Raw genomic sequence first — 18,915 nt, 5'->3', positions numbered from 1 at the left:
ACCGATCACATTCATAACACGATCATCAGAGTTTACTAATTTATCATTGCGAGAGCGACGAGGGTGAAGTGTGCTGGGGCGACGTGGAAATATCAAAGAACATTCGATCCATAATGATCTTTTCACACCATTTTGTCATTGCGAGAAGCGGAGGGTGGGGGGCTGTGTTGGGGCGACGTGGCAATCTCAGAGGACATTCGTTCACAGAGGGTCGGTAGCAAAGAAGTGATTCACCGGCGTTTATTCGGGTTCTCACCCCGCATTCAATATCACCGTGCTATCGCCCACAAAGCTTTCGCCGCGGAAACCACTTTCGCGAATGATCTTTATAAAGTCGTGATAAAGCAGTTTGTAAAAATCGTTATTGATCTTTAGCGACGAGCGGTTCTCCAATATGCTGATAAGGCAATTGAGTTTGATGAGTTTAAAGCCGTATTGTTCGGCCAAGTTAAGGAGGGTCTGTATACCGTCGTAAATGTCCTGGTTTTTGCCTACGTAAATGCTTACCTGTAATTGCAGCAGGTAAAATGATGCACGCATGTAGGGCGTGTAGTCCTTTTTATGTTCCTGATAGGTCTCGTACAGCCGGTGGTAAAGTTTCAGGCCGTCGTCGGCTTTGTCCATGCCTAAATAGGCTTGGGTTTTGATGATGTTGAGCAGGAAATGATAAGGCGCTTCATCGCCATATTTGGGGTGGTAAACTTTTTTTACCGCATTGATCATGTTGATGATCTTGTGCGGCCGTTTACAGATCGTTAACGTAGACGCGCCGAGTAGGTACAAAACTTCGTTAGCATGTTTAAGGCCACCGTAGGCGCTATGGCGCGGGTTAAAATAGAATTTGGTCAGTTGCGCAAAAGCCTCTTTTTTAATGATACCGTATTTTAGGTAATAGTAAATGGTCTCTAAACAAGCCAGCGGATTGACCGGGAAAGCTTCAAAGTCCTCGGCACTAAATTTACGCAGGTGGCTCAGGCGCTCTTCTAATTGGTTAACATCCAGTTCGGCAAAGGCTATCATAGCCAGGGTGGTGTGCAGCAGGATCTTATCACGGTCTTGCAAGCCAAAATTCAGCAGGCTGTTCAGCGATCTTTTGTACTCGGGCGATATATACTCCAACCCTAAAAAGTGACTGAATATCCCCGAACTAAAGGCCGATAAATAATGAATATTAGCCTGCTCGGAATTACGCGACGATGTAAGCTCTTTACGGAAAAGATCGCTCAGGAACACTACAATATCCAGCTTTTCGTTCGGGCTAAGACCCGCATTATAAAGCAGCGGCAGATCCACTGATTGGCAGCTCTTGAGTGCATAGATCACGCACCATTTTAGGATGTACAATTTAATAGTGTCATCGCCAAATGTTTTACTTATGCCGGCTACCAGTCCGGTATCAAAGGCCAGTCCGTTATCGTCCAGCATCCTTTTGGCAATGGTGTAGGCCAAAAAATCGTTATTGCCAAAGTGGATGGCCGTCAGGTAATTAAGATTACTACTATTATTGATCTCTTTGATGTAACCTATGCCCAACAGATCCTGGTAGGCCGATCGGTATTGTTTGATCTCGGTATCCAGATCAAGCTTGTTGACGGTATAGATGCGGTTGGTCATGTCCATCTTATCGCAAATAGCATTGATAAGCAGCACCTTCTCTGATGAGTTTGGCCCGAGGTAGATCTTGTTGAGGATGAAAGTGGCGATGACCTCGTACATATGCAGCTGATCCAGCTTTTTTAGGCTAAAATCCTCACGCTGATCTTTGTAGTAGAACTGGAAGTACAGCGGATAGTTGATCTTTTTCACCGCGTCGATATCTACCTGATGGCTGACGTTGGGGTTGATCTTATTGCACAGGCGTTTGATCTCGCTAATGTTGAACAGCGGGACATTGGTCACCTCGTCGTTATTGGAGATGAACCCGCGGAACCATTTCGGCTCGTCGTATTCAAAAACATGGCGATAGTTGATCACCGTGGCCGACCGCATAGTGAGCACCAGTTTAAACCAGTGATAGTTTTTATAGAACGAAAAGATATCCATCACCTGGCTCAGCAGCAGTTGAAATTGCTCGTTGCGGAAGGTGTGGTCGTCAAGCCCATCTATCACCAAAATAAAGTAGCCTTTGTGCTTTTGTTTCAACTCCAAGAACGAGCTGATATCCTGATCGGCAGAGTAGCCCAGTAATGCCAGCAACCACTCATTAAGATCACGCCCCGTAAAAAACACGTTCATTAGCGCGTTAAGGCTGAAGAACAGGATGTTATCATCGTTGCTTTTAGATGCTTTTAAAGCCAGGCGCTCATCTATCCAATGGCAAAGGGCGATGGTCTTTCCATATCCGGCAGGCCCTGCAATGATGGTAGCATTATATGGCCCGTTCAGGAACAGATCAAAATGATCGTCCATGAATTTGCGGTTGATGGTAAGATAGTAGGGGATCCCCGACTTGTTTTTTAAAGCCTGCAGGGTGAACTGGGTGATCTTACCCGCGTTCTGGCTCAGCGTATTCTTATTGGCAACTGCGGATGCCGGTTTAACGGTATGCTCTTCCTGGTTCTCGCAGAAATCGTTCCAGCTGCGGTAACCGCAATATTTAGACATGGCATCGAGCGTGAACAGCGAGGGCTGGAATTTGGAGTAGGCAAAGCCGAAGATCCTTTTGAGGGTGGTCTCGCTTATCTTTTGCCTGGTCTTGGCTTCTATCAAAGAGGATATGGCCTTGCAATTAGCAGGGATAAGGTCGGTATATCCGGCAATTTTGAGGATCTGTTTTTTCAGCTCCTCGAAAAAATATGGATCGAAATACGGCATAGTAGATAGATGCTTACTTAAATAACGCTGCCGTCGGTGCCGATATATCCTTACCCGGATATGCTTGCATAGCCTTTCAACGAATTCGTTTTAATGCTTTTAACGGAAAGTTAAATAAATGGTTATGCGAGATTAATGAAAATCTGAATGAATGGACAAATAAATCTCAGATCGAACAGAATGAACAAACTGTTTGCAAGTGAACAGAATGCCCCCTATATGCCTGCTTAATTTAGAAACCGTTAAGCATCGGTCTAATAAACACTCACTCTATGAAAATTTCTACCTACCTTAAATGGTGCATTTTCACGCTTACATTTTGGTTATTTAATAGTCAAAATGTTTTCGCGCAGCGCAACTATGCTACCACCCAACGCACAGGGACAAACGGTGTTTGCCTTTTATGTGCTCCAACAGATCCGGCCAACGCTGCCGACGGTAACACTCAAACCAACTCGGTTGTTAGGGTTACAGTAGGTTTGCTTGCGCAAAGCTGGCAAGAGGTCATCTTCCCCGGCGCGGGCAAGGTACCTGCCAATACGCCGGTGACCGTTAAGCTGGGCTCGGGCGATAATCTACTTAACCTAACGTTGTTGGGCGGTACATTATTGCAAGCCTATAACGGGAATACCGCGATTGGGCAGCCGGTAACGGCCGCATCGCTGTTGAGCGCGTTGAGTAATAATAACCAGGCGCTGGTCACTTTTACCCCTAATGCTATATATGATAGGGTAAGGGTAACGCTGGATGCAGGGCTGTTAGGTGCAGCGAGCAGTATTTATTTATACGATGCCTTTTACAACAGCCCCGGCAACGGTGCCTGTAACACTGCTATAGATGAGTTGAACGGTATCTCGTCGGCCTTGTTAGGCTTAGGTCTTAACGTGGGCGGTGTTGTTAATCCTGCGAACGCTATCGACGGCAACATCACCACCGCATCGACACTGAATGCCGGTGTTGGCCTTTTAGGTGCTTCGGCCCAGCAGACCGCCATCTTTCAGCAACCATCTGTTCCCGGCGATTCTGTTAAACTGATCATGTCCATCCCTCGCACGTTGCTGACCGCCGGTGTTACCGAAAATATATCGGTGACCACCTTTAACGGTAACACCAGCAATGGCGATACCCGCACGTTAAGCAGCGCGCTGTTGAGCATAAGGTTATTAGACTTTGGCCCCGATCGCCAGCAAGCTATAGTGACCTTTGCACCTACCGCCGTATTTGATAGGGTGCAAGTTCGCTTAGGCGGAGGGATAGGCAGTGTGCTTTCATCGATAGACCTTTTTGAAGTTCAGCGTGTCATCCCAAGCCCGGTGATAAAATATAATAATGTGGTGGCCAACTCGGTGCAGTTATGTACTGGCGGTTCGGCCACTTTAGTTGCAAACTCGGTGCCTAATACGGTATTTAATTGGTATACCACCGCAACCGGTGGCTCGCCGATATTTACAGGTGCCAGTTTTACTACCCCAGCCCTAAGTTCCACTATTGTATATTATGTTGAGGCCGTGCGGAACGGTTGTACCGATGCATCGGCACGTACCGCGGTGACCGTGAATGTATCTGCTATCCCAACAGCGCCGGTTGTGATCAATCCGGCAGTTACCTTATGCCAGGGGCAAACAGCCACATTCGCGGTTACGCCGACGGCCGGCATCACCATTAGCTGGTATGCTACCGCAACAGGCGGCACTGCCTTAGCTACCGGTAATAGTTTCACTACCGGCCCCCTTAGCGCCACAACTACTTACTATGCCGAAGCCACATCAGGCGGAGGTATCTGCGTTAGCCCGGCACGTACAGCAGTGATCGCTACTGTAAGCGCACCGCCATTAACACCAACTTTGACCGCGCCTGCTGTAACCATTTGTTCGGGCGATGCTGCTGTATTATCAGTTGCTTCACCGGTTGCGGGTCAAACTTATAACTGGTATAGTGCAGCAACCGGCGGTACCTTAATATTTACGGGTACTACCTTTACTACCTCTGCATTAACTAATAACACTAACTATTATGTAGAGGCGGTTAATACTACCGGCTGTACCAGCACCGCCCGCGCGCAAGCCACGGTGACCGTGCAGCCTAAACCGACCGATCCAACGCTGGTGGCCAATAACCAAACGATCAGTGCCGGGCAGACCGCCACCATCACCGTAAGCAATAACCAAACAGGTGTTACCTATAACTGGTATACATCTGCAGGTGCTGCTTCGCCAATATTTACCGGTACTACCTTTATTACTCCTGCTTTATTCACCAACACTACTTATTATGTAGGCGCGGTGAACAGCACCGGTTGTACTTCGGTAAATCGTACGCCGATCACTATAACAGTGACCATCAACACCAACGCGCCATGTTCTTTTGCCAACGCGCAAAGTAATGCGGTGAGTGGTTTGCTGTGTGTGGCCTGTAACGTTACGCTACCGGCCTTAGCGGTTGATGCTGATACTACCACCGCATCTACCTTGCATATTGTTGCAGGTGTTGTGGGCACTTACATTGAGCAAGAGCTGCGCTTTCAACAACCGGGTTTTGCAGGCGATAACGTTAAGTTAGGCTTGCAATCTCCAATTGGGTTGGCCGATGCAGGTGTGTTAGGTAGTATCCAGGTCACCTTTTACAATGGTACTACCGCCGGGGCTACTTACTTGTTGAGTAACCCGCTGGTAAAAGTGAACCTATTGGGTACCGGCGATAAGTATCAGGTGATCGTACCTGCTACCGGCGCTTATGATAGGGTAGTGGTAAGGTTGACTTCAGGTCTGTTAAGTGCTGTTGATGCTTTAAGTATTTACTACGCCATACAGCAATTCGCGCCGCCGGTATTTAACCCGGTAGCTCCCGAGATCTGTAAAGGCAGTACCGCTACCATCAATATCACTACCCCGGTTAACGGCGGTACCTATACCTGGTATACTGTTCCTACAGGTGGTACATCAGTAGCTACAGGCACCACCTTTACTACCCCGGTACTGAACGCCAACGCTGTTTATTATGTAGAGTACACCCGCAATGGTTGCGTAAGCCCTGTGCGCTACGCCATCAATGTACTGACCAATGATGTTCCGCTGAAACCGGTGGCTGCTTTCAATAGCATTACCATCAACAGTGGTCAAACTGCTACGCTTACCGCTACTGCTGCTAACGGTGCTACCGTAAGATGGTATTCATCTGCAACAGGCGGTACCATTTTGGGTACAGGTAATAACTTCACTACTCCGGCGCTGACCGCTAACGCTACCTACTATGCTGATGCTGCCTTAGGTAATTGCGTATCGGTAGATCGCACGCCGATCAACGTGGTGGTGAACGCCGTTCCGGATATTACCGTGACGCCGCCGACGCGTACGATCAATGCCGGTACTACCACTACTTTCACCGCCTCATCAACCACGCCGGGCACTATCTTTAATTGGTACACTACCCCAACGGGTGGAACAGCGATCGCTACCGGTGCTACATTTACCACCCCTCCGCAATTCGCTAATAACGTTTATTATGCCGAAGCTGTAGTACAAGCCACCGGCACGCCATCGGCAACAAGGGCTACCGGTACCATCACCGTTAACTCTATTGCAAGCAGCGCAGTGCCTTGCGACGCCGCCATCGACCAAATTAACACCACCAGCGGATTGCTTTGCGTGGGATGTTCGGTTGCCAATGCAGCAGGTGCTGTTGATGCTGACCGCAACACCTTCTCCCAACTGAATGTGCCTATCGGATTAGTTGGCTCATACGCTCAACAAACTTTACGCTTCGCAGGAATAGGCAGGGCAGGGGACAGCGTTGTGGTTGAGCTGGGTACCCCGGGTTCATTGGCAAGTGTTGGCTTGTTGTCAGGTATCAGCTTAGCTACTTATAATGGTGCTACCTACAATAATGACCGCTTTAATGTGAATGGTGCGCTGTTGACCGTCACCTTATTAAATGGCGACAGCCGTTTCCGTGTGGCGTTCCGCGCTACCGCTGATTTTGATAGGGTAGAGATCCGACAGAACGGCGCTTTAGCAGGAGTATTAGCTTCACTGAACGTTTACGACGCTTATCAGGAAGTAGCCGCTCCAACTATCGCGACAGCAAGTGTTACAGCTTGCGAAGGCTCTCAAACAACCCTGACCGCTACTGTACCAAGCCATGTCACTGTAAGATGGTACACTACGCCTACAGGCGGTACCCCGGTATTTACAGGTACCTCCTTTAATACCCCGGTATTAACCGCTACAACTACTTACTACGCCGAGGCAAGCCGTACCGGTAATGGCTGCGCCCAACCTGTGCGTACCCCGGCTACCGTAACTGTTGTACCGGTACCTACCGCTCCTGTGGTGGCCGTACCTAATGTGACCATCTGCTCGGGTTCTACAGCAAGTTTCGCGGTTACTCCTGTGGCAGGCGTCACTTATACCTGGTACACCGCGCCAACCGGTGGCACATCAATATTTACAGGTAATAGCTTTACTACTCCGGCTTTAGCTTCAACAGCATCATATTATGTAGAAGCGAGCAACGGAACTTGCGGCAGCACAAGCCGCACACAAGTGACCGCTACCGTAAGTGGTGCGGTGACCGTGCCTGTTTTAGCACAATCAAGCGTGACCACTTGCGCAGGTTCATCTGCAACCTTGACAGCAACCTCACCTCAGGCAGGTGTTACCTTCAGATGGTATACCGCTGCGACAGGTGGCTCACCGGTATTTACAGGTGCGCAGTTCACTACACCTGCGTTGAATGCTAATACCAATTATTATGTAGAAGCTGTGGCAGGTACTTGTACCAGTCCGACAAGAGCGCAAGCCACGGTGACCGTCAACCCAACTCCGGCTGCGCCGACAGTTGCCGTTAACCCGGTAGGTGGTCAGATCACTTCTGGTCAGACCGCTACCTTGACCGCATCGTCTACTACATCGGGTGCTACGTTTGCCTGGTATACTACCTCAGCAGGTGGTACCGCGGTAGCAACAGGTTCGGTATTTACTACACCTGTGCTTACATCTAATACTACTTATTATGTAGAATCGGCTTTGGCTACAGGTTGTACAAGTGCACGTACTCCCGTCACCATTACAGTTAACCCGATATTCTCTACCGCTTGCGATTTCGCATCGACCCAATTAACTGATGTAAATGGCGGCGTACTTTGCGTGGGATGTTCGGTTAACAACCCTAATAATTCTATCGATAACGATCAGACCAACTACACCAACCTTTCTATCCCGGTAGGGCTTGTAGGTTCATACGTAGCCCAGCGCCTTATCTTCAGCGAAGCAGGTGCCATTGGCGATTCGATCAGCATCCGTTTACAATTCCCATCGGCCCTTGCATCTGTAAGTGTGTTGAACAATATCCGTATCGGATCGTACAATGGTTCGACCTATAACAACGATGGTATCTTGCTGAACAGCAACTTGCTGAGAGTGCAGTTACTGACAGGTAATACCGTAGCCATTGTAAGATTTGCGCCTCAGGCTGCCTTTGATAGGGTAGAGGTTCGCTTAAATGGTGCTTTAGCATCGGTATTAAATTCTGTAGACGTTGGCTACGCCAGCAAGCAGGTCGAAGCACCGCAGCTGACCACCAATAACGTGAGCATTTGCTCGGGCAATACCGCCACATTCACAGTGAGCAACGCAAGGGCAGGAGTGATCTACCAATGGTATGACGCTCCAACAGGTGGTACCTTGGTATTCACCGGCTCTACATTCACTACCCCGGTGTTGAATGCTACTACCACTTACTACGTACAAAGCGTGCGCAGCGCCAATAGCTGCCCTAACCCTAACAGGGTAGCAGCTACAGTGAACGTAACGCCATCGCCGGTAGTGCCTACATTGGCACAAAGCAGCGTTCAATTATGCGCCGGAGATAATGTGACCTTAGCGGTTACCAACGCCGGTACTAATACTGTGAATTGGTATACATCAGCAACAGGCGGTACCCCGGTGTTCACCGGTGCTAACTTTAATGTTGCGCCTATCGCTAATGTGATCTACTATGCCGAGTTAAGCAACGGTACTTGTACCAGCCCAAGCCGTGCAGTAGCTACCATCATTGTAAATCCTCGTCCGGCAAAACCGGGTGTTGTAGCTGCCAATGTGAGTGTTTGCTCGGGCAGTCCGGCTACCTTAGCTGTTCAAAATCCTGAGGCTAACGTTACCTACAACTGGTACACTGCCGCAACAGGTGGCACATCGGTATTTACCGGTACTACATTTACTACCCCGGCCATTACCGCTAATACCACTTATTATGTAGAGGCCGCAAGTAACACAGGAAGCTGTATCAACAACGGCGGCCGTACCGCAGTGAACGTGACCACCAACGGTGTGATCGCCAACGCCACATTGAGCGCTACCAATACTTCGGTGTGCTTCGGTGGTTCGGCTACGATCAGCGTGGTGAATCCGGTTAGTGGTATCACTTACAACTGGTATGCTGCCGCGACAGGTGGAGTGCCTGTATTTACTGGTACTGCTTTCACCGTTAATAATTTAACTGCTAACGCATCGTACTATGTAGAGGCTGTTAGCGCAGCAGGCTGTACCAGCGCTACACGTACGCAAACGAATATCACTGTTCAGCCACTTCCAACTTCGCCAACCGTTACTGCCGCATCAGGCAGCCTGACCGTTTGCGCGGGCGGATCTGCTACGCTGAATATCGTTAGTCCGCAACCTACACTGGTTTACCGCTGGTACAACGCTGCAACAGGCGGTACCTTACTCTTTACCGGTACGCAATTCAATACCCCTGCTTTAACTGCTAATACTACTTATTATATAGAGGCTGCAAGCGCCGGTAACTGTAACGCGTCGGCCCGTACAACGGTGACCGTTACGGTAACACCGTTGCCAACCGATCCAACGTTGACCACGCCTACGCAAACTATTTGCTCGGGTAGTACCGCTACGTTAAGCATTGCTTCACCGGTGGCAGGTGTAACCTATCGTTGGTATGATTCTCCGGCAATGACCACCGTGTTGTTTACGGGCAGTACTTATACTACCGCCGCGCTTACCGCAAACAAAACCTATTATGTATCGGCAACTAATGCCGGCGGATGTTCAGCCACTAACTTAGCCACCGCGCAGGTTAACGTGACCGCTCCGCCTCCTGCGCCGATCATTGCCAACGGCAATACCATACAAACTTGTACCGGTACACAGGTTACTTTAAGCATCAGCAACCCGCAGGCAGGCTTTACTTACAATTGGTATACCGCAGCTACGGGGGGTACCCCTGTATTTACAGGTGCTAACTTCACTACCGGCGCGCTGACCACTAACGTAACTTATTACGCCGAGGCTGTAAGTGCGACTGGTTGTATATCGACCAGCCGTACTTCTGTAGCGATCACCATTAACCCAACATTGCCGCCGCCTGTGGTAACGGCCAACGGCTCTACCACACCGACCGTTTGTTCGGGCAACACCGCTACGCTTACAGCTACCAGCTCGAGCGCTAACGTGATCTTTAACTGGTACACTGTGCCTACCGGCGGTGCTTCGGTATTCACTGGTCCAACTTTCACTACCGGCACTTTATCGGCTAATACTACTTACTATGTAGAGGCTGTAAGTTCTGTAAGCGGATGTTCATCATCAGCACGTACCGCGATCACTATCACAGTGACCGCCCCGCCAACAACTCCGGTACCAACAGGGGCTACAGTTACGGTTTGCGCAGGCAGCCCTGCTACTTTAAGTGTGGCATCGCCTGTGGCCGGTATCACCTATAATTGGTATGCCGATGCAGGTCGCACCACGCTATTATCTACAGGTGCAATTTATGTGACCGGTGCTGTTAATGCCAATACTACTTTCTATGTAGAGGCAACCAATGGTTCATGTCCATCTAACTTGGCACCAGTTCAGGTTAACGTGAACGCCTTGCCTGGTGCGCCAACAGTTGCCAATGGCAGTACGGTACAAACCTGCTCTGGTTCTACTGTAACGTTGACCATCGCGAGTCCGCAGGCGGGCTTTACTTACAGCTGGTACACAACCGCCACAGGTGGCGCCGCTATCGCGACAGGAACCAGCTACACCACAGGTGTGCTGACCGCCAACGCTACTTATTATGTACAGGCTACCAATAGTACAGGTTGTACTTCGGCAACCCGTACCCAGGTGACCATCAATGTAAATAACCTGCCTGCATCACCCGTTGTGGCCGATGCAAGCGGATCTACTACGCCGACCGTGTGCTCGGGTACTTCAGCTGTGTTAACAGCCACCAGCACAACTGCCAACGTTACCTTTAACTGGTACGATGCAGCTACCGGCGGTACTTTATTATTCACCGGTGCTACTTACACCACGCCAACGTTGAGCGCTAACCGTACATTCTATGTATCGGCAACAAGCAATGGCAGTGGTTGCGTATCGCCTACACGCACAGCTGTGTCTGTAAGTGTTACCGCTCCGCCGGCAACCCCGGTACCAACGGCTACCAATGTTACCGTTTGCGCAGGTAGCCCGGCTACTTTGGGTATCTCGGCACCTGTTGCAGGTGTTAGCTACCGCTGGTATACCGATGCAGCCCGTACCAACCTGGTATTCACTGGCCCAACTTATGTAACAGGTCCTATTGCGGCTAATACTACATTCTATGTAGAATCGGCAAGCGGATCTTGCAGCTCGCCATTGGTGAATGTGCAGGTGAACGTTGCTCCGGCACCAACAACTCCGGTGATCGCGCAAGGTGCTACAACATCAACCTGCGCCGGTTCTCAGGTAACACTAAGCGTAACCAGCCCTCAGGCAGGCATCACTTATAACTGGTATAATGCTGCTGTTGGCGGTGTGATGGTATCAACAGGCACCAGCTTTACTACTGCGGCTTTGACAAGCAATGTATCATACTTTGTAGAAGCCGTTAACGCGACAGGCTGTACTTCGCCAACACGTGCGGGTATCAACATCACAGTTAACCCGCTTCCGGTATCGCCAACGGTAACAGCTACAGGCGGTTCAACAGCGCCAAGTATTTGTGCAGGCAGTTCGACAACGTTGACCGCTACCAGCGCTACTCCTGGTGTAACCTTTAGATGGTATACTGTACCAACAGGCGGTACCATGGTATTTACCGGTGCAGCTTACCTGGTTAGTCCAACTGTTAATACTATCTATTACGTAGAGGCAGTAAGTGCTGCCGGATGCGTGTCATCAACACGTACATCGATAGCAGTATCGGTAACCACACCTCCGGCTACGCCGACAGTGGCCGCCAACACGGTTACCGTTTGCTCGGGTAGCCCGGCTACTGTGGCTGTTGCTTCACCGTTATTAGGTATCACTTACAGATGGTATAGCGACGCGGCCCGCACCAGTTTGGTGTTCACTGGTCCAAGCTACACTACCGGCCCGATCACGGCTAACACAATCTTCTATGTGGATGCTACCAGCGGATCTTGCAGCAGCGCTACAGCGGCCGGGGTTCAGGTTAACGTGAACGCTTTGCCGGGTACACCGACCATCGCCAATGGCGCAACGGTACAAACCTGTGCAGGCACAACAGTTACCTTAACAATAGCTGCACCGCAAGCAGGGCTGACCTACAACTGGTACACCACTGCAACAGGCGGTTTACCAATAGCGGTCGGTACCAGCTTCACTACGCCTACGCTGAACGCTACAACTACCTACTACGCAGCAGCGGTGAACGCGACAGGTTGCAGCTCGGCTACGCGTGCCGCGGTGGTGATCAACGTTAACCCTCGTCCGGCTAATCCAACTATTACCGCAACAGGCGGTTCAACATCGCCAAATATTTGCGCGGGCACAGGTACAACCTTGACCGCTGCCAGTACTACCGCTAACGTTACCTTTAACTGGTACACCGCGGCAACAGGTGGCACCGCGATATTTACGGGTGCTAATTTCCCTACAGGCGTGCTTTCTGCTAACGCGATGTATTACGTAGAGGCAGTAAGCAATGTAAGCGGATGCTCGTCATCAAGCCGTACAGCTATTTCAGTGACCGTTTCTCCGGTGCCAACTACACCAGTACCGGTAGCAGCAACTGTTAACGCTTGCGCGGGCAGCCCTGCAACATTAGCAGTGGCATCGCCAATAGCAGGAGTGACCTACCGCTGGTATAGCGACGCGGCCCGTACCAATTTGGTATTCACCGGTCCAAGTTATATTACCGGCCCTGTTACAGCTAACGCTACCTATTATGTAGAAGCAGCCAACGGGTCTTGCAGCAGCCCAACAGCGGCAAGCGTTCAGGTAAACGTTACGGCTATCCCGGGCGCACCTACAGTGGCAGCCAATACGGTAAATGCTTGTGTAAATACCCCGGCAGTACTTACGGTGGGTAACCCGCAGGCAGGCTTTACTTATAACTGGTACATATCGGCCACAGGAGGCGCATCGATCTTTGCAGGAACAAACTTTACTACGCCAGCGGTTACTGCCAACGTGACCTATTATGTAGAGGCTGTTAACGCAGGTGGTTGCCCATCGGCAACACGTACCGCGGTAAATGTAGTAATGTCGGCCCCGCCAACAGCGCCGACAGTTAACGCAGCTGCCGAAATATGCTCAGGTGCAACAGCAACGCTTACAGCTAACAATGCCGATCCTAATATCACCATCAGGTGGTACGCGGCAGCTACAGGCGGTACCGCTTTGGGTACTGGTAATAGCTTTACTACACCAGCTTTGACCACTAACACCACTTTCTACGCAGAAGCCGCTAATCCTGCAGGTTGCGTATCTGCAACACGTACACCGGTTGCGGTGGTGGTCCGTCAGCCTTTGGCAACACCGGTAGTGACCGTATCGGGAGTAACGGTATCAAGCGTGGTATTCCAGTGGAATGCGGTGCCGGGTGCGGCCAGCTACGAGGTCAGCATCAACGGCGGATCATTCTTTACACCAAGTTCGGGTGCTAATGGGGTTACCCATACCGTGAGCGGCCTGCCGGTGAATACCAACGTGATCATTGTGGTGAGAGCTAACGGCAGCATCGCTTGCCAGGTACCGGCCCTGTCTACCGCGGTGACCGGCAGAACTACCAATCCGCAAGGCAATAGCATCTTCGTTCCTAATGCCTTTACGCCAAACGGCGACGGCAATAACGATGTGCTTTATGTGTATGGCAGCAACATCCGCTCGCTCACCTTTATGGTGGTGAACCAGTACGGCGAGATGATGTTCCGCTCAACCTCGCAGGCCAGCGGGTGGGATGGTACCTACCGAGGCGCTAAACAGCCGGTAGCGGTGTACATGTACAGCGTAGAGGCAGTGATGAATGATGGAACTACAGTTAAAAAGAACGGCTCAGTAACACTACTAAAATGAAAAATAAAATAATGATGATAGCCCTGCTGCTCCTGATGGGAGCGGCAGGCAGGGTTAAAGCTCAGGTAGACCCGCATTTTTCACAATATTATGCCTACCCATTATGGCTTAACCCGGCCCTGACCGGCGTAATGAACGGCGACCTTAGGGTTGGCGGTAACTACAAGAACCAATGGGCCAACGTAGGCAATGGCTACAAAACGGGAGCGATATCTGCCGACATGCGCCCGACGGATAAGATAGGCGTTGGCCTGACCATCCTTAATCAGGCGGCCGGCGATGCAGGCTATAACTACTTTTCGGCTTTGGGCTCTTTCGGGTACTCGATAGCTGTATCTGCCGATGGTAACCAAAAGCTAAGTTTTGGCGTGCAGGCCGGTATCATCAACCGCAGTTTTGATATGAGCAAGCTGCAATTCGGTAGCCAATACGATCCGGTGAACGGTTACAACCCTATGCTGCCGAGCTTTGAGGGCTTATCAAGCAGTAACACTACCGTGTTTGATGCCAATGCTGGCGTGTTCTATTACGATGGGGATCCGCTAAAGACCGTCAACCTGTTCGGCGGTGCCAGTGTATCGCACTTATCCCGTCCGCGCGATCCGTTCACAACCACGGCAGATGGTAAGCTACCTATCCGCTTCGCGCTGCATGGCGGTGTACGTATCAAAGCTGCGCAAAATATCGACCTGACACCGAATGCCATATTTATTGATCAGCGTACCGCGCAGATCAAAGGTTTGGGCCTTTACTCTGAGTTTAAAATGCAAAATGATAACGGCTTGATAGCAGGCGCTATGTATCGTTTTAAAGATGCGGCTATCGCTAACGTGGGTTACCGTTTTAATAATGCTATTGTGGGGGTGAGTTATGATTTTAACACCTCGTCGTTCAGCAGGGCAACGGCTGGGGCAGGTGGTTTAGAGTTATCCATCAGTTACGTATTCCGCAGGCACTTATCCGAACCGGAACCGATTTGTCCGCGCCTATAAAACCTTGAACTTATGAAAGTCACACTTTACACACTGTTGCTATTGTTTTGCTGCCAATTCGCTTCGGCACAATACGATCAAAACTTTAAAGCACTTGGCGACAAAGCCTTTAAGGTGAAGAATTTTTACGAAGCTGCCTATTACTACCGCAAAGCCGCCGACCAAATGAACATCGCTCCGCAAGGGCAAGAAATACCTTATCAGGCACGTACCACCAAAAAGGTGGCTACGCCCAGCCCGGCCGATGTTAATTATCTCACCTTTCAATTGGCAGAATCGTATCGCGGGTACGAGAATTATTTGGAGGCAGAGGGCTGGTATTATAAAGTGCTTAACTCTAACGCCGAGGGCGATCATCCGCTGGCGCGATACTGGTATGGGGTATGCCTGAGGGCTAATCAGCATTTTGATAATGCCATTAAGCAACTTACTCAGTTTAAAGATGGTTATCGTGGCGAGGGCGATTATGTAGCCAACGCCAACAAAGAGATAGCCAATTGCAAATTCGCTATCGATCAGTATAAATACCCTATGCTGATGGAGAGCATGAAATTGAAAGGGGAGTGGAATTCGGACGGGTCCAATTACGCTATGATCACTCGCGACGACAATTTCTACTTCACCTCGTCGCGTTTGGTCAAAGATGATAAACGCCGCCTGAATAAACTTTACAAAAGCACAGGCAAAGGCGTGCCGCAGATCATTGACCTGAAGATCGAAGACGAAAAGAAGAACGAGGAATACGGTACCCCGGCCTTAAACCCCGATGGTAGCAAAATGTACTTTACCCGCTGGTATAAAGAGGGCGCAAAAACCGTCTGCAATATCTTTAAGATGGAGATGACGGGCGGTGTATGGGGTACAGCTAAAGCATTGAACTCGAATATTAACCTGCAAGGATTTAACGCTTTGCAGCCCTTTGTGACCATAGACGGCAAGCGCCTATATTTTGTGTCGGACAAACCGGGCGGCCAAGGCGGCCAGGATATTTGGTTTGCTGAATTGGATGGTAACGGCGAGCCGATCAACTCTACCAATGTGGGGGCAAGTATTAATACCGATAAGGATGAACAATCACCTTATTACGATCTGGCCAACAAACGCCTTGTTTACGCCAGTAAAGGCATGGTAGGCTTAGGCGGTTTTGACCTGTACGAAAGTCAGGGCGATATGGGCTATTTCTCTAAGCCTAAAAATATGGGCTATCCGATCAATTCAGCTAAGGATGATCTGTATTATCAGCCTGATAAAAATAATGATACTCAGTTTTACATGAGTTCGGACCGGGAATCAGATTGCTGTTTAGAACTGTTTCAGATGACCGATAAACGCTACATCCTGGCCGGGTTGGTTACCGATTGCGATGCCAAAAAGCCATTGCCGGGCGTAAAGGTATCTTTTATTGATTCAATATCTAAAGACGTTGTTGCCGAAATGACCACCGGTAAGGGCGCGAAATATAACTTCAGGGTAGCCACTACCCGCCCGTTCCAAATGAGGCTGGAGAAAGAAAAATACTTCAGCAAGGTATTACCTGTCACCCGTCCAAAAGGGCAGATGTTGAATGATACATTAATGAGTCCGGAAGTATGCTTGCAGCCTTTCGAGGTGAACAGGCCGATAGTGATCGCCAACGTGTTGTATGATTATGCAAAGGCAGATCTTCGCCAAGAGTCGAAAGAAGTGCTTAACGGTTTGGTGACCATTATGAAAGATAACCCTAACATTAAAGTCGAGTTATCAGCACATACGGATTCTGTTGGCAGTGATGCCTACAATAATAATCTATCACAAGCCAGGGCACAATCTTGTGTGGACTACATCGTATCCAGCGGGGTAGATAGCACCCGGATATTTGCGAAAGGTTACGGCAAGACCAAGCCTACAGCGCCAAACTCGCTACCTAATGGTGCCGACAACCCCGAAGGCCGCCAATTGAACCGCCGTACCGAATTTATGGTGCTGAAGTTAGAGAACACCATCACCAAAGTGAACGACCAATAGATCCAAATTAAGACTACTAAGTAAAACCATTATAACGCTAAAGCTAAACTACCGACCCATGTACATACGCGAAATTGTAATTGCATTATTACTGATCAACGCTTGTTTTTTTATTGGCAGGCTTAACAGGAAGGACCGCCGCAGGGGAGAACCCGACCCGATGGAGGTTAGGATCAAAAGTGTAGGATACCTGGTGGTGAACATCATTTGTATCGGGCTTGCATTTTACCTAGATAAATAACACATCTCTCTGATAAACCTAAAACAGATAGCCATGAACGAGATAATGAGCATACACAGCGCAGCCCGTCCGTTGTTAAAGACAAAGAAATTTTCAAACCTGCATATCGAATTATTCGAGCAGATATTGATGGGCAAAACCAATCGCGATATTAACAAAGCCTACGGCTACACCCAACGATCGCACGCGGTGGTAGATCACAGCCGCAAGGTAATGTACAAACTGCTGGCATTAGAGGGCCTTTGCCGCAGGGATAATATGGATAGGGTGACCTACCCGCGCCAGTATTGCTTTTGGTGGAAGAAGGTTTTGGATACCCACAACGAGGCCCTTAACCGTATGGCCATTAAGCCTGAATATTACGAGCCGCATAATTAGGCAGCATAGCTTTTAACTGATCATAACTATTAAGTAAACCCGTGGTCGGCAAGCAATTGTCGGCCATTTTTATTTGTAGATGGGCCACTTATCGACACACGCGCGGCATTCGCCGATACATCCTGTCATATTTCTGTTACCTGCTGTACTTTCATTTCAGTAAATACAAACCATTAATAACCAAGGAAATGAAAAGACTTACCATCATCTACTGCGCCTTGTCTGTATCGGGGCTACTGGCTTTTGCTATGCTGTCATCGTGCAACAAGCAGAATGAAGTATCGGACCTAAAGGCTGCGGCCTCGTCAACAGCGGCGACCACTAACGGCGATATCCTGATATCGGCAGGGTCCGTGTCAACATTATCGGCAACAAAAGACTCTGTTTATTTAATGAAAGCCTGCCCTCCGGGTAAACGGCCGGATACCATTGCGTTCAGTGCTTTGCCTGCTGCTATCGCCACTTATTTAACAGCTAACTATTCGGGTTATACGGCGCAAAAAGCCTTTAAGATCGCTGATAGATCGGGCTCTTTAACAGGCTACGTGGTGGCCATCAACTACAACAGCAAAGCGGTTGGTTTAAAATTTGATGCGGCCGGCACATTTGTGAACATACTGGAACAACGCGAACCACGCGACCACGCCGGACCGGGCTGGCATCCGGGCGGCCGTTTCGAGAATCGCAATGGTCTGCAAAAAGATACCATCGCTTTGAGCGCGCTGCCGTTCACTATCAAAACCTATTTTACTGCTAACTATGCAACGGACACTTTGCTGCACGCCGTGATGACCCGCGATAGCGGCTATATTGTACTGAGTGCTAACAAAGGTCTGTTCGCAACGTCGTTCACCTCAAAACTGGCTTTTGTTAAGCGTATCCAGTTACATCCAAGGCCAATTAAGTCGGCAGTGGCACAGGCGGCTTTGCCAGCGGCCATTACTACCTATCTTAATACCACTTACGCAGGCTACGTATTTGGTAAAGCTTTTACCGAAAAAGTTAACGGCGTGGTTGCAAGATATGTGGTCTTGATAGATGTCAGTGGAACCCGCTATGCGGTGCATTTTGATGCCTCGGGTGCATTTGTAAAAAGCATCACCATAAAATAACCACTGCCTATATTTACTATAGTTTTAATTAAGGAGCCCTGTGCAGCGCGATGTTGCACAGGGTT

The 18,915-nt window shown here is 49.5% G+C and carries 7 protein-coding genes; 6 read left to right on the top strand and 1 reads right to left on the bottom strand.

The genetic code is table 11. The features are described 5' to 3' along the window. Window positions 1–252 precede the first annotated feature (252 nt). Window positions 253–2,814 carry a hypothetical protein gene (locus IRJ16_RS03155; RefSeq protein WP_194110057.1) on the bottom strand — a complete coding sequence of 854 codons (2,562 nt, stop codon included), beginning with the start codon at window positions 2,812–2,814 and terminating at the stop codon, window positions 253–255. Window positions 2,815–3,086: 272 nt separating this feature from the next. Between IRJ16_RS03155 and IRJ16_RS03150 the strand changes: the two genes are divergently transcribed. From IRJ16_RS03150 to IRJ16_RS03125, 6 genes are all read left to right on the top strand, one after another. Next, window positions 3,087–14,123: a gliding motility-associated C-terminal domain-containing protein gene (locus tag IRJ16_RS03150; RefSeq protein ID WP_194110056.1), complete on the top strand. Its 11,037-nt coding sequence runs from the start codon at window positions 3,087–3,089 to the stop codon at window positions 14,121–14,123. Then, window positions 14,120–15,115 carry a PorP/SprF family type IX secretion system membrane protein gene (locus IRJ16_RS03145; protein ID WP_194110055.1) on the top strand — a complete coding sequence of 332 codons (996 nt, stop codon included), beginning with the start codon at window positions 14,120–14,122 and terminating at the stop codon, window positions 15,113–15,115. Before IRJ16_RS03150 ends, IRJ16_RS03145 begins: the two co-directional genes overlap by 4 nt. A 12-nt stretch (window positions 15,116–15,127) precedes the next feature. Then, entirely contained in the window at window positions 15,128–17,119 is a 1,992-nt protein-coding gene (locus tag IRJ16_RS03140; protein ID WP_194110054.1) for an OmpA family protein, read from the top strand. A gap of 58 nt (window positions 17,120–17,177) precedes the next feature. After that, on the top strand, window positions 17,178–17,360 hold the full coding sequence (locus IRJ16_RS03135; protein WP_194110053.1) for a hypothetical protein: 183 nt from the start codon (window positions 17,178–17,180) through the stop codon (window positions 17,358–17,360). Window positions 17,361–17,393: 33 nt separating this feature from the next. Then, window positions 17,394–17,738: a hypothetical protein gene (locus tag IRJ16_RS03130; RefSeq protein WP_194110052.1), complete on the top strand. Its 345-nt coding sequence runs from the start codon at window positions 17,394–17,396 to the stop codon at window positions 17,736–17,738. 188 nt (window positions 17,739–17,926) lie between these two features. Further along, complete coding sequence (locus IRJ16_RS03125; protein ID WP_194110051.1) at window positions 17,927–18,850, top strand: PepSY-like domain-containing protein; 924 nt, start codon at window positions 17,927–17,929, stop codon at window positions 18,848–18,850. Window positions 18,851–18,915 lie beyond the last annotated feature (65 nt).

The organism is Mucilaginibacter myungsuensis, assembly GCF_015222005.1.
Taxonomy (GTDB): domain Bacteria; phylum Bacteroidota; class Bacteroidia; order Sphingobacteriales; family Sphingobacteriaceae; genus Mucilaginibacter; species Mucilaginibacter myungsuensis.
This window is presented reverse-complemented; position numbering and strand designations above follow the sequence as displayed.

Excerpts from the sequence above, each read along its gene's own strand:
- IRJ16_RS03125 (WP_194110051.1), top strand. The coding sequence starts at position 17,927 with ATGAAAAGACTTACCATCATCTACTGCGCCTTGTCTGTATCGGGGCTA.
- IRJ16_RS03135 (WP_194110053.1), top strand. The coding sequence starts at position 17,178 with ATGTACATACGCGAAATTGTAATTGCATTATTACTGATCAACGCTTGT.
- IRJ16_RS03145 (WP_194110055.1), top strand. The coding sequence starts at position 14,120 with ATGAAAAATAAAATAATGATGATAGCCCTGCTGCTCCTGATGGGAGCG.
- IRJ16_RS03155 (WP_194110057.1), bottom strand. The coding sequence starts at position 2,814 with ATGCCGTATTTCGATCCATATTTTTTCGAGGAGCTGAAAAAACAGATC.
- IRJ16_RS03140 (WP_194110054.1), top strand. The coding sequence starts at position 15,128 with ATGAAAGTCACACTTTACACACTGTTGCTATTGTTTTGCTGCCAATTC.
- IRJ16_RS03130 (WP_194110052.1), top strand. The coding sequence starts at position 17,394 with ATGAACGAGATAATGAGCATACACAGCGCAGCCCGTCCGTTGTTAAAG.
- IRJ16_RS03150 (WP_194110056.1), top strand. The coding sequence starts at position 3,087 with ATGAAAATTTCTACCTACCTTAAATGGTGCATTTTCACGCTTACATTT.